We start from the raw sequence: 13,165 nt of genomic DNA on the forward strand, positions 1-13,165 counted from the left end.
GTACGGGACATCGACTGAATGGCCAGTCTAGGCAGCCGGCTCGCCAGGAGTTTCCAGCCGCTCGCCGTGCCCTCCCAAGTAGCGGGCGGGCCGGAGGTATGGTGCGAACATGACCCTCGCCGCAGACCGTGATTTGGGTGCCCAAGAGTTTGCTATAGAGGACATCACCACTGGTGTGCACGCCAGCGGGTTTGGCCAACTCGGCGACGGCCGCAGCTTCTCGTTCCACGTCGAGCGCCAGAATCTCGTCGTCGAGATCTATCGTCCCCGGCTGACCGGGCCCGTCCCGGGCGCAGAGGACGTGGTGGCGACGTCGACCCGCAAGCTGACCGACATCGACCTCACCGACCAGCGCAGCGTGGGTGCCGCGGTCCGGGATGCGGTGGCCGCGGCCCAGCCGGTGGCGCGCGCCGGGCGCTAACAGCCGCCCACGGTACGGTCGTCGTCGTGACGGACGTGCCGGCGATGTCGTGGGTGCAGGTGGTCGTTCTCGCGGTACTGCAGGGGCTGACCGAATTTCTGCCCGTTTCGTCCTCGGCGCATCTCGCGATCGCCTCGCGCGTGTTCTTCGCCGACGACGCGGGGGCGTCGTTCACCGCCGTGACCCAGCTCGGTACCGAGTTCGCGGTGCTGCTGTACTTCGCAAAAGACATCGGCCGCATCATCAAGGCCTGGTTCCACGGGCTCTTCGTCGCCACCCAGCGCACCGCCGATTACCGGCTCGGTTGGTACGTGATCATCGGCACCATCCCGATCGGGGTGTTCGGGCTGTTGTTCAAAGACGAAATCCGCACGGGCGCACGCAATCTCTGGGCGATCGCGATCGCGTTGATCGTGTTCTCGGCCGTCATCGCCGCCGCCGAGTACTTCGGCAGGCAGATCCGCAACGTCGAGCAGCTGACATGGAAGGACAGCATCGTCGTCGGCCTCACGCAGTGCCTCGCGCTGCTGCCCGGCGTGTCCCGCTCGGGCGCGACGATCAGCGCGGGCCTTTTCCTCGGCCTCAACCGCGAACTCGCGGCCCGGTTCGGCTTCCTGCTCGCCATCCCGGCGGTGTTCGCCTCCGGGCTGTTCTCGCTGCCCGACGCCTTCCATCCCGTCGGTGAGGGCATGAGCGCCAGCGGGCCCCAGTTGCTGGTAGCGACGGTGATCGCGTTCGTCGTCGGGTTCGCGGCGGTGGCATGGTTCCTGCGGTTCCTGGTCCGGCACAGCATGTACTGGTTCGTCGGTTACCGCGTGGTGCTGGGCGCGGTGGTGCTGGCCCTGTTGGGCACCGGAGTGGTGGCCGCGACATGACGGTGATCCTGTTGCGGCACGGCCGCTCGACCTCGAACACCGCGCACACGCTGGCGGGCCGCTCCGAGGGCGTCGACCTCGACGACAAGGGGCGTGAACAGGCGCAGGCGGTTGTGGCCAGGGTCGGCTCGCTGCCGATCCGTGCGATCGTGCGCTCGCCGTTGCTGCGGTGCGAACGGACCGTGGAACCCCTGGCCGCTGCGCTGGGCGTGACACCGATCGTCGACGACCGCATCGCCGAGGTCGACTACGGAGCCTGGACCGGCCGCAAGATCGCCGATCTGGTCAAGGAGCCGTTGTGGACGGTGGTGCAACACCAGCCGAGCGCCGCTGTCTTTCCGGACGGCGAGGGCCTTGCGCAGGTGCAGGCCCGCGCGGTCGCCGCGGTACGCGAGCACGACCGTCGGCTGGCGGAGGAACACGAGGGCGACGTGCTGTGGCTGGCCTGCACCCACGGCGATGTGATCAAAGCCGTCGTCGCCGACGCGCTCGGCACCCATCTCGACAGCTTCCAGCGCATCACCGCCGACCCCGGGTCGATGAGCGTGATCCGGTACACGGCGGTGCGACCGTTTGTGATCCACGTCAACCACACCGGTGACCAACTGACGGCCGGGCTGCGCCCCAAACCGGCCCAGACCGACGGCCGGGCCGACTCCGGAGAGGGGGAGGTGCCTCCGGAGGATGCCGTCGTGGGCGGGTCGACCGGCTAGTCGCGATTACGGCTGACAAGCCCTAACCGGTATTTTGGAAAGTGCCATGGCCCGCGCAATTCACGTCTTCCGCACACCCGACCGCTTCGTGGCCGGGACCGTCGGCCAGCCCGGCAACCGCACCTTCTACCTGCAGGCCGTTCACGACAAGCGCGTGGTGTCGGTGGTGCTGGAGAAGCAGCAGGTTGCCGTGCTCGCCGAGCGGATTGCCGCGCTACTGCTCGAGATCAACCGCCGGTTCGGCACCCCGATCCCGCCGGACACCGGTGAGGTCGAGGACCTGAGCCCGTTGATCACCCCGGTCGATGCCGAGTTCCGGGTCGGGACGATGGGACTGGGCTGGGACTCCGAGGCGCAGACCGTCGTCGTCGAATTGCTCGCGGTGTCGGAAACCGAATTCGACGCATCGGTGGTGCTCGACGACGCGGAGGAAGGGCCCGACGCCGTGCGCGTCTTCCTCACGCCCGAATCCGCACGCGAGTTCGCGACGCGCTCCAACCGGGTCATCTCGGCAGGCCGACCGCCCTGCCCGTTGTGTGACGAGCCGCTGGACCCCGACGGTCACATCTGCGTGCGCACCAACGGCTACCGGCGCGGCGCCTTCGCCGAGTCCGACGATGACGTCGACATCTGACCGCGGGCCCGACGCCGCTTGCGAAGACGTCCTGCAGCGCGGCGAGCTCACCGTCATCGGGCGCATCCGCTCGGCGAGCAACGCGACGTTCCTGTGCGAAGCGAATCTCGGTGAGCAGCAAGTGCATTGCGTCTACAAGCCGATCGCCGGCGAGGCGCCGCTGTGGGATTTCCCCGACGGCACGCTGGCCGGCCGAGAACGCGGCGCGTACCTGGTGTCGGCGGCGTTGGGTTGGAACCTGGTGCCCCACACCATTATTCGGCCCGGGCCCGCCGGCGAGGGCATGGTGCAGCTGTGGGTGGACCAGCCGGGCGACGAGATCGAAGACGAAAAGCCGACGGGGCGCGAGCTGATCGATCTGTTGCCCGCCGGCAGGGTCCCTCCGGGGTTCCTGCCCATCCTGCAGGCCTACGACTACGCGGGCGGCGAGGTCGTGCTGGTCCACGCCGACGACGACCGGTTGCGCCGGATGGCGGTGTTCGACGTGCTGGTCAACAACGCCGACCGCAAGGGCGGCCACATCCTGTGCGAGGTGGACGGGCGCGTGTACGGCGTTGACCACGGGGTCACGCTGCACGTCGAGGACAAGCTGCGCACCGTGTTGTGGGGCTGGGCCGGTAAACCCGTCGACGACCAGACGCTGGAGGCGGTGGCAGCGTTGCGCGATCAACTGCGCGACGGGCTCGCCGACCAGCTGTGCGTTCACATCACCGAACGCGAGGTCGCCGCGCTGCTCGCGAGAACCATTGCGCTACTTGACGATCCGGTGATGCCGACGCCCGACCGGCACCGCCCCATCCCGTGGCCGGCGTTCTGATCGATGACCCAGACCGATGCGGCGCTGGCCGCCGAGGTGGCCGTTGAGGCAGGCGAACTGCTGCTGCAGGTGCGTGAGGAGCTCGGTTTCTACGACCCGTACGACCTCGGTGACGCCGGCGATATGCAGGCCAACAAGCTGATCCTGCAGCGCCTGCGCGAACGTCGACCCGACGATGCGGTGCTCTCCGAGGAGGCCGTCGACGACGTGTCGCGGGTGCACGCCGACCGGGTCTGGATCGTCGACCCCGTCGACGGCACCTGGGAGTTCTCGCTGCCGGGCCGCACGGACTGGGCGGTGCACATCGCGCTCTGGCAACGCGACGGCAGCCCCAACGGCCGCATCACCGACGCGGCCGTCGCGCTGCCGGCTCGCAACGAGGTTTACCGCAGCGACACCGTGGAACCGCCGCCGCCACGCGCCGACGGCCCGATCCTGATCACGGCAAGCGCCAACCGGCCGCCGCCGGTGTTGTGGTGGTTGCGAGATCGGATGGACATCCAGCTGGTGCGGATCGGGTCCGCGGGGGCCAAGGCGATGGCCGTGGTGCGCGGCGACGTCGATGCCTACCTGCACGCCGGCGGCCAGTGGGAGTGGGATTCGGCGGCACCGGCCGGGGTCGTGCAGGCGGCCGGCCTGCATGCGTCGCGGCTGGACGGCTCCGAGCTGATCTACAACCGGCGCGACCCCTACCTGCCCGACCTGCTGATGTGTCGGCCGGAACTGAGTGAACCGCTGCTCGAGGGCATTCTCTCGGCGTATCGGAGCCGCGGGAGGGGTTGAACCGGGAATGAAACAGGCGCCGCCCTTGTCGATCACGGCGATGCTTAGAGTCGAGGCTATGAATCCGTGGCCGGCACCCGTCGTCCCGGCGCTGCCGGGCCGCGGCCCGCAGCTACGCCTCTACGACAGCGCCGACCGGCAGGTGCGCCCCGTCAGCGCCGGCGACACGGCCACCATGTACGTGTGCGGCATCACGCCGTACGACGCCACCCACCTCGGCCACGCCGCCACCTACCTTGCGTTCGACCTCGTGCACCGCATCTGGCTGGACGCCGGCCACCGGGTGCACTACGTGCAGAACATCACCGACGTCGACGATCCGCTGTTCGAGCGCGCGCAGCGCGACGGGGTCGACTGGCGTGAGCTCGCCGACCGGGAGACCGACCTGTTCCGTGAGGACATGGCGGCGCTGCGGGTGCTGCCCCCGCACGACTACGTCGCGGCCACCGATGCCATCGCCGAGGTCATCGAGGTCGTCGAGAAGCTGCTGGCCTCGGGTGCGGCCTACGTCGTCGAGGACGCCGAATACCCCGACGTCTATTTCCGCGCCGACGCCACCGCCCAGTTCGGTTACGAGTCCGGCTACGACCGCGACACCATGCGGCGGTTGTTCGCCGAGCGCGGCGGCGACCCCGACCGTCCCGGAAAGGGCGACGAACTCGACGCGCTGCTGTGGCGGGCGCAACGACCGGGGGAGCCGAGTTGGCCGTCGCCGTTCGGGCCGGGCCGCCCCGGTTGGCACGTGGAGTGCGCCGCGATCGCGCTGAGCCGGATCGGCACGGGCCTCGACATCCAGGGCGGCGGCAGCGACCTGATCTTCCCGCACCACGAGTTCTCGGCCGCTCACGCCGAATCCCTCACCGGCGAACGGAGATTCGCCCGTCACTACGTCCATGCCGGGATGATCGGCTGGAACGGCCACAAGATGAGCAAGAGCCGGGGCAACCTGGTGCTGGTGTCGCGGCTGCGCGCCGACGGCGTCGACCCTTCGGCGATCCGGTTGGGGCTGTTCGCCGGTCACTACCGCTCCGACAGGTACTGGAGCGACGCGGTGCTCGCCGAGGCCGTCGAGCGGCTGGACCGCTGGCGCTCCGCGGTGGCGTTGCCCGCCGCGCCGGACGCGACCGACGTCGTCGGCCGGGTGCGCCGTTATCTCGCCGACGATCTCGACACCCCGAAAGCGCTTGCGGCTCTGGATGGTTGGAGCACCGACGCGTTGACTTACGGCGGCCACGATCCCGATGCGGGCGGCACGGTGGCCACCGCCGTCGACGCGCTGCTCGGCATCCGGCTGTAGAACCGCCGAGACCCCGCCCGCCGCGGCGCCGTCCCGGGTACGTTGACGGCCATGGGTTCTGTGAACGGGAAAGTCGCGCTGATCACCGGTGGCGCCAACGGGATCGGGGAAGAGGTGGCGCGCCGCCTGCACCACAAGGGCGCCAAGCTCGTGCTGACCGACCTCGACGGTGACAGGCTGGCGCAGGTCGCCGCCAAGCTCGGCAACGAGGGCGTGCTGACCGTCGTCGCCGACGTGCGCGATCTGGCCGCGATGGAATCCGCCGTCGCCGAGGGCGTCGAGCGGTTCGGCGGCATCGACATCGTGATGGCCAATGCGGGCATCGCGACCTACGGTTCGGTGCTGCAGGTCGACCCCCAGGCATTTCGGACGCTCATCGACGTCAATGTCGTCGGCGTGTTCCACACCGTGCGGGCCGCGCTGCCGTCCGTCATCGACAGACGCGGCTACGTGCTGATCGTGTCCTCGGCGGCGGCCTACGCGGCGTCTGCCGGCATGGCGCCCTACGACGCTTCCAAGGCCGCTGTCGAGCATTTCGCCAACGCATTGCGTCTGGAGGTGGCGCATCAGGGTGTCGACGTCGGGTCGGCGCACATGCTGTGGATCGACACGCCGCTGGTGCAGGAGAGCAAGGCGGATCTGGCGAGCGCCCGCGAGATGCTGGACTCGCTACCCGGGCCGCTGGGCAAGACCACCTCGGTGCAGAAGTGCGGGGAGCTGTTCGTCAAGGGCATCGAGGAGCGCAAACGACAGATCAACTGCCCGCGTTTCGTGGGCCTGCTGCGCTTCCTCAAGCCGGTGTTGTCGTCGCGGCTGGGGGAGCGCGCCACTCTCAAGTCGGTGCCCGAACTGTTGCCGAAGATGGATGCGGAGGTGGCCGCGCTCGGCCGTTCGATGAGCGCACGCACCGAAGCGTTGGAAAAGCGGGGTTAGCCGCGAAAGCCGGGACCTCGACGACGCAGGTAGCGCTCGAACTCCGCGGCCAGCGCGTCCCCGTCGATCTTGCCGAGCGCCTCGTGCATGTCGACCTCGGCGTCGCCGCGTTCCTCCAGTGAATGCACGTACTCGGCGATCTCGTCGTCCTCGGCGGTCATCTCCGACACCGCCTGCTCCCACTCCTCGGCCGCCGACGGCAGATCGGCCAGCGGCACCTCGATGTCGAGCACATCCTCGACACGGCGAAGCAGCGCCACGGTTGCTTTGGGGTTCGGTGGCTGGGAGACGTAATGCGGCACCGCGGCCCAGAACGTCACGGCGGGGATACCCGCCTGCACGCAGGCATCCTGGAACACCCCGGCGATGCCGGTCGGCCCTTCGTACCGCGTCTCCTCCAGCCCGAACACCTTGGCGGTGTCCGACGAGTAGGCCGCTCCCGACACGGGCACCGGGCGGGTGTGCGGCGTGTCGGCCAGCAGGGCGCCGAGGATGACCACGGTCGCGACGTTGAGCTTGTCGGCGATCGCCAACAGCTCGGCGCAGAAGGTGCGCCAGCGCATGTTGGGCTCGACGCCGTGCATCAACACGATGTCGCGGTCGGATCCGGGCGGGCGGCAGTGCGAAATCCGCATCGACGGCCACACCAGTTCGCGGGTCACCCCGTCGACCAGCCGGATCACCGGCCGGTTCACCTGGTAGTCGTAGTACGCCTCGTCGTCGATCTCGACGATCGTGTCGGCCTCCCAGATGGCGTCCAGGTGCTCCAGAGCATCGCTGGCCGCATCACCGGCGTCGTTCCAGCCTTCGAAAGCTGCGACGACGATCGCGTCGTTCAGTTCGGGCAGGCCCGGGCGGTTTTCAGATGAGCCGCTTGCGCGAAGACCATCTGGCATGCCGCTCGCATCCGAAGAGGTCACAACGCCAGCGTAAGCCCTGTGCGGCGGGTTCGAGCGCCATCGCCACACGGGGTGATTTGATGCGGCGACTACCCTGTATGCGTGGCTGATGCTGGCGATCGCGCAGGCGACACCGATTTGCTCGGGGCCGCGTCGACCAGGGTGATGGTCGGCGACCGCGCGCTGAAGACACAGTTACAGGCCGCCGATCTCATCGAGACGAAATACGTACGGCTGCAATCTGGTTAGCCTTGGTGACGACGACACTGCCGACAGGGTCCGTGAGCTGCCGCTCAACGGCGCCGCGATTGCCGGTCGGGTCGGTTTCGATCGCCGCGACGAGGCGGGCGTCCAGACGTCGATCGGGTGACGACGTAGACTTTTCTGGTCGAGAGGCGTTGCAACGGTTCCGGGTTTCCGCCGGTATCCGCCACGCTCGGCAGATTCAAGGACGCCTTCCATTACGGAAGGAGCGCGCGTGAACGCCTTTGAGCCCAACATCCGCCCGGACTGCACAGACGAACTGACGGCTGCGCTGCGCCAACGGATCGTGGTGATCGACGGCGCGATGGGCACGGCGATCCAGCGCGACCGGCCCGACGAGGCCGGCTATCGCGGCGAGCGGTTCAAGGACTGGCCGAGCGATGTCCAGGGCAACAACGACCTGCTCAACCTGACACAGCCCCAGATCATCGAGGCGATCCACCGCGAGTACCTCGACGCCGGCGCCGACATCATCGAGACCAACACGTTCAACGCGAACGCGGTCTCGCTCTCCGACTACGGCATGGAAGAGCTCGGCTACGAGCTGAACTACGCCGGCGCGGCCTTGGCCCGTACAGCCTGCGACGAGGTCAGCACCCCTGACAGGCCCCGCTACGTCGCCGGGGCGCTGGGGCCGACGACGCGGACCGCGTCGATCTCGCCCGACGTCAACGACCCGGGAGCCCGCAACGTCACCTACGACCAGCTGGTCGCCGCCTACCTCGAAGCGGCCAACGGCCTGGTCGACGGCGGCGCCGACATCATCCTCGTCGAGACGATCTTCGACACGCTGAACGCCAAGGCCGCGGTGTTCGCGCTCGAGACGCTGTTCGAGGACCGCGGGCGCCGCTGGCCCGTGATCATCTCGGGCACCATCACCGATGCCTCCGGGCGGACGCTGTCCGGACAGGTCACCGAGGCGTTCTGGAACTCGATCCGGCACGCCAAACCGCTCGCGGTCGGACTCAACTGCGCCCTGGGCGCACCGGAGATGAGGCCCTACATCGCCGAGATGTCGCGCATCGCGGACACGTTCGTCTCCTGCTACCCGAACGCCGGCCTGCCCAACGCGTTCGCCGAATACGACGAAACCCCCGAGCGGCAGGCCGGATACGTCGCCGACTTCGCCGAGGCGGGCTTCGTCAACCTGGTCGGTGGGTGCTGCGGGACGACGCCGGCGCACATCGCCGAAATCGCCAAGGCCGTCGAGGGCAAGCCGCCGCGCCAGGTGCCCGAGATCCCCGTGGCCACCCGGCTGTCGGGCCTGGAACCGCTCAACATCGACGACAACTCCCTGTTCGTGAACATCGGTGAGCGCACCAACATCACCGGCTCCGCCCGGTTCCGCAACCTGATCAAGGCCGAGGACTACGACACCGCGCTGTCGGTGGCCCTGCAGCAGGTCGAGGTCGGTGCGCAGGTCATCGACATCAACATGGACGAGGGCATGATCGACGGCGTCGCCGCGATGGACCGGTTCACCAAGCTGATCGCCTCCGAACCCGACATCAGCCGCGTCCCGGTGATGATCGACTCCTCCAAGTGGGAGGTCATTGAGGCGGGCCTGAAGAACGTGCAAGGCAAGCCGATCGTCAACTCGATCTCCATGAAGGAGGGCGAGGAGAAGTTCATCCGCGAGGCACGGCTGTGCCGCAAGTTCGGCGCCGCCGTCGTCGTGATGGCCTTCGATGAGCAGGGGCAGGCCGACAACCTGGAGCGTCGCAAAGAGATCTGCGGGCGTGCCTACCGGATCCTGACCGAAGAGGTCGGCTTCCCAGCCGAGGACGTCATCTTCGACCCGAACTGCTTTGCGCTGGCCACCGGTATCGAGGAGCACGCGACGTACGGCATCGACTTCATCGAGGCCTGCGCCTGGATCAAAGAGAACCTGCCTGGGGTGCACATCTCCGGCGGCATCTCGAACGTGTCGTTCTCGTTCCGGGGCAACAACCCCGTCCGCGAGGCGATCCACGCGGTGTTCCTCTTCCACGCCATCAAGGCCGGGCTGGACATGGGCATCGTCAACGCCGGCGCGTTGGTGCCCTACGACTCGATCGACCCCGAGCTGCGGGACCGCATCGAGGACGTCGTGCTGAACCGTCGCGAGGATGCCGCTGAACGGCTCCTGGAGATCGCCGAACGGTTCAACAACACGGACAAGTCGGAGGATCCGAAGGCAGCCGAATGGCGCAGCCTGCCGGTCCGCGAGCGGATCACCCACGCCTTGGTCAAGGGCATCGACGCCCACGTCGACGCCGACACCGAGGAGCTGCGGGCGGAGATCGCCGCGGCAGGAGGTCGCCCGATCGAGGTGATCGAGGGCCCGCTGATGGACGGCATGAACGTCGTCGGAGACCTCTTCGGCTCGGGCAAGATGTTCCTGCCCCAGGTCGTGAAGTCGGCGCGGGTGATGAAAAAGGCCGTGGCGTACCTGCTTCCGTACATCGAGGCGGAGAAGCAGCCGGGCGATGCCGAGAGGTCCAACGGCACCATCGTGATGGCGACGGTGAAGGGCGACGTTCACGACATCGGCAAGAACATCGTCGGGGTCGTGCTGCAGTGCAACAACTACTCCGTGATCGACCTCGGCGTGATGGTGCCCGCGCAGAAGATCCTGGACGCGGCGAAGGAACACGGCGCCGACATCATCGGGCTGTCCGGCCTGATCACGCCGTCGCTGGACGAGATGTCCAACTTCGCGGTCGAGATGGAACGCGAAGGCCTGGAGATCCCGCTGCTGATCGGTGGCGCGACCACGTCGCGCGCGCACACGGCGGTAAAGATATCGCCGCGTCGTAGCGGTCCGGTGGTCTGGGTCAAGGACGCGTCCCGTTCGGTGCCGGTCGCTGCCGCGCTGCTGGACGACAAGCAGCGCCCGGCGCTGCTGGAGGCCACCGAGAAGGACTACGCCGCCCTTCGCGAACGGCACGCCCAGAAGAACGAGCGGCCGATGCTGACGCTGGAGAAAGCCCGCGCCAACCGGACGCCGATCGAGTGGGACGGCTACACGCCGCCGGTACCCGCGCAGGGCCTCGGCGTACGCGAGTTTCTCGACTACGACCTCGCCGAACTGCGCGAGTACATCGACTGGCAGCCGTTCTTCAACGCCTGGGAGATGAAGGGCCGCTTCCCCGACATCCTCAACAACCCGGCCACCGGCGAGACCGCCCGCAAGCTGTACGACGATGCCCAGGAGATGCTGGACACCCTGATCAAGGAGAAGTGGCTGACCGCCAACGGCGTGATCGGGTTCTTCCCGGCGAACGCGGTCGGCGACGACATCGAGGTGTACACCGACGACACCCGGACCGAGGTGCTCACCACGCTGCACAACCTGCGCCAGCAGGGCGAGCACCGCGACGGCATCCCGAACCGGTCGCTGGGCGACTTCATCGCCCCCAAAGAAACGGGCCTCCGGGACTACGTCGGCGCCTTCGCGGTCACCGCGGGGCTCGGCAGCCAGGACAAGATCATGGAGTTCAAGGCGGCGCTCGACGACTACAGCGCGATCCTGCTGGAGTCGATCGCCGACCGGTTGGCGGAAGCGTTCGCCGAACGGATGCACCAAAGGGTCCGCACGGAGTTCTGGGGATACCAGCCGGAAGAGCAGCTCGACAACGACGCACTCATCGCCGAGAAGTACGTGGGGATCCGCCCGGCCCCCGGCTATCCGGCCTGCCCGGAACACACCGAGAAGGCCACGCTCTGGGAGTTGATGGACGTCCATCGGCGGACCGGCATCGAACTGACCGAGTCGATGGCGATGTGGCCCGGCGCTGCGGTCAGCGGCTGGTATTACTCGCACCCGCAGTCGCAATACTTCGTGGTCGGCCGGGTGGCCCAGGATCAGGTCGCCGACTACGCCAAGCGCAAGGGCTGGACACTCAAGGAAGCCGAGCGCTGGCTGAGCTCCAACCTCAGCTACAACCCGGAGGACTGAGCCTCACGTCGGTTCAGGAGCGGAACAACTCGGCGTTGCGGGCGGCCCAGCGGGCGACCGACTCCGCGGGCGTCCCGGTGAGCTCGGCGACCAGCTGGTTGGCCTGCTGCGCCTCGGCGTCCTTCATCAGCTTGAGATACCAGTCGACCTCATCGCCCATCAACGGCCGCAATCGGTCACGCGCCTCGTCCAAGCTGCACTTCTCGAACCTCACCTCGGCGCCGATGCCCGCCCCTATCTGTTCGGCGATCTGCGCGCGGGTCAGCGCTTCGGGACCGGTGAGCTCGTAGGTCTGACCGAAGTGCACCTGCTCCGGTTTGACCAGCAGCGTGGCCGCCACTCTGGCGATGTCGTACATCGAAATCGGCGCCTCGACCACTTCCGGATAGGGCTCTCGCACGGTCCGGGTGGCCTTGATCGGCTCGGACCACATGGCGAAGTTCTCCAGGAACTCGCCCGGCCCCAGCTGCGTGCTCACGAGGCCGGATGCGGCGATGGTGTCCGTGTGCTCCTGCCAGTGCGCGCCGCCGGACAGCGCGACGACGTACTGCACACCGGCCTTCTTGGCCAGGTCGAGGGTGACGTCCAACGTCGACGGCAACGGGGCCAGATACATCCGCTCCACCCCCTCCAGCGCGGCGGGCAGCGTGTCCGGGTCGCCGAGATAACCGGTGATCGCAGCGACCTCGTCCGACAGGTTCGCCTTTGCGGGGTTCTTGGTCAGCGCGCGGATGTCCGGAATGTCACTGCCGCCCAGACGAATTAGCTCGTCCACTACGAGGCGGCCGATGTTTCCAGTGGCTCCGGTCACAAGAATCGTCATGATTTCACCGTACGTGCGCCCTCTGACAGAATCGGGGTCATGCGTGCGGTCCTGTTCGATATGGACGGCACGCTCGTCGACTCCGAAAAGCTCTGGGACATCTCGCTGGCGGCGTTGTACGACCACCACGGCGGTCGGCTCACCCCCGAGGTGCGTGCATCACTGGTGGGCAGCTCGGCCGAGAACACCATCGCGACCGTGTATGCCGACCTCGGTCTCGATCCGGATCCCACGGCCGTGGCCGAGGCCAACCGCTGGCTGCACGACTACACCGCGGAGTTGTTCGACGGCGGGCTGCCGTGGTGCGACGGTGCCCGCGAATTGTTGGAAGCCCTTGCCGCCGAAGGAACTCCGATGGCGCTGGTTACCAACACCCAGCGCGCGTTGACCGACCGCGCTTTGAACAGCATTGGGCGACATTACTTTTCGGTTACCGTATGCGGAGACGAGGTGGCCCGCGGCAAACCCGCCCCCGACGTGTATCTGCAAGCGGCGGAGTTGCTGGGGCTTGGGCCGGCCGCATGCCTCGCGATCGAGGATTCGGTCACCGGCACGGCGGCCGCCGAGAGCGCCGGATGCCCGGTACTGGTGGTGCCCAACGATGTAGCGGTGCCCGACGGGCCGCGGCGACGCCACGTTTCCTCGCTTGTGGGACTGCGGACGGCCGATCTACGCACCGTTCATTGCGAGCTGACGACGGGCAGGGAAGACCGCAGCGCGTGAACCCCGTCTGTGATTGAATGTGACGTCCATCACCCAAATCTGC

13 protein-coding genes are annotated in these 13,165 nt (G+C 67.8%); 11 read left to right on the forward strand and 2 right to left on the reverse strand.

The window, feature by feature from the left end:
- Positions 1–109: 109 nt before the first annotated feature.
- Genes AU187_RS19190 through AU187_RS19225 form a run of 8 tightly spaced genes read left to right on the forward strand, consistent with a single transcriptional unit; the run spans position 110 to position 6,473 of the window.
- Complete coding sequence (locus tag AU187_RS19190) at positions 110–421, forward strand: hypothetical protein (protein ID WP_059102131.1); 312 nt, start codon at positions 110–112, stop codon at positions 419–421.
- 44 nt (positions 422–465) lie between these two features.
- Positions 466–1,296, forward strand: a complete 831-nt coding sequence (locus AU187_RS19195; protein ID WP_059102313.1) for an undecaprenyl-diphosphate phosphatase — start codon at positions 466–468, stop codon at positions 1,294–1,296.
- Entirely contained in the window at positions 1,293–2,009 is a 717-nt protein-coding gene (locus AU187_RS19200; RefSeq protein ID WP_059167179.1) for a histidine phosphatase family protein, read from the forward strand. Before AU187_RS19195 ends, AU187_RS19200 begins: the two co-directional genes overlap by 4 nt.
- Positions 2,010–2,055: 46 nt before the next feature.
- On the forward strand, positions 2,056–2,643 hold the full coding sequence (locus tag AU187_RS19205; RefSeq protein ID WP_059102133.1) for a DUF3090 domain-containing protein: 588 nt from the start codon (positions 2,056–2,058) through the stop codon (positions 2,641–2,643).
- Complete coding sequence (locus AU187_RS19210; protein ID WP_059167180.1) at positions 2,627–3,460, forward strand: SCO1664 family protein; 834 nt, start codon at positions 2,627–2,629, stop codon at positions 3,458–3,460. The genes AU187_RS19205 and AU187_RS19210 overlap by 17 nt, the downstream gene beginning before the upstream one ends.
- Before the next feature lie 3 nt (positions 3,461–3,463).
- Positions 3,464–4,243, forward strand: coding sequence for a 3'(2'),5'-bisphosphate nucleotidase CysQ (locus AU187_RS19215; protein ID WP_059167181.1), 780 nt, complete (start codon positions 3,464–3,466; stop codon positions 4,241–4,243).
- 58 nt (positions 4,244–4,301) lie between these two features.
- The gene (mshC, locus tag AU187_RS19220) at positions 4,302–5,540 is read left to right on the forward strand and encodes a cysteine--1-D-myo-inosityl 2-amino-2-deoxy-alpha-D-glucopyranoside ligase (protein WP_059167182.1); all 1,239 of its coding nucleotides are present in this window, start codon (positions 4,302–4,304) and stop codon (positions 5,538–5,540) included.
- A gap of 51 nt (positions 5,541–5,591) precedes the next feature.
- On the forward strand, positions 5,592–6,473 hold the full coding sequence (locus tag AU187_RS19225; protein WP_059167183.1) for an SDR family oxidoreductase: 882 nt from the start codon (positions 5,592–5,594) through the stop codon (positions 6,471–6,473).
- On the opposite strand, the gene AU187_RS19230 is transcribed toward AU187_RS19225, so the two are convergent.
- Entirely contained in the window at positions 6,470–7,369 is a 900-nt protein-coding gene (locus tag AU187_RS19230; protein ID WP_059102314.1) for a PAC2 family protein, read from the reverse strand. The genes AU187_RS19225 and AU187_RS19230 overlap by 4 nt on opposite strands.
- A 105-nt stretch (positions 7,370–7,474) precedes the next feature.
- Here AU187_RS19230 and AU187_RS25545 point away from each other — a divergent pair, with 105 nt between their 5' ends.
- Both AU187_RS25545 and metH read left to right on the forward strand, forming a co-directional pair.
- Positions 7,475–7,621 (forward strand): hypothetical protein, encoded by a 147-nt coding sequence (locus AU187_RS25545; RefSeq protein ID WP_156442388.1) that lies wholly within the window; start codon positions 7,475–7,477, stop codon positions 7,619–7,621.
- A 229-nt stretch (positions 7,622–7,850) separates the two neighbouring features.
- A complete protein-coding gene (gene metH / locus AU187_RS19235) occupies positions 7,851–11,576 on the forward strand; it encodes a methionine synthase (RefSeq protein ID WP_156442389.1) in 3,726 nt (1,241 codons plus the stop codon).
- 13 nt (positions 11,577–11,589) lie between these two features.
- Here metH and AU187_RS19240 read toward each other — a convergent pair whose 3' ends face one another.
- Positions 11,590–12,399 (reverse strand): NmrA family NAD(P)-binding protein, encoded by an 810-nt coding sequence (locus AU187_RS19240; RefSeq protein ID WP_059167185.1) that lies wholly within the window; start codon positions 12,397–12,399, stop codon positions 11,590–11,592.
- Between the two features lie 39 nt (positions 12,400–12,438).
- Here AU187_RS19240 and AU187_RS19245 point away from each other — a divergent pair, with 39 nt between their 5' ends.
- Positions 12,439–13,122: an HAD family hydrolase gene (locus tag AU187_RS19245; protein ID WP_059167186.1), complete on the forward strand. Its 684-nt coding sequence runs from the start codon at positions 12,439–12,441 to the stop codon at positions 13,120–13,122.
- Positions 13,123–13,165 lie beyond the last annotated feature (43 nt).

Source organism: Mycobacterium sp. IS-1556, assembly GCF_001499985.1.
GTDB lineage: Bacteria > Actinomycetota > Actinomycetes > Mycobacteriales > Mycobacteriaceae > Mycobacterium.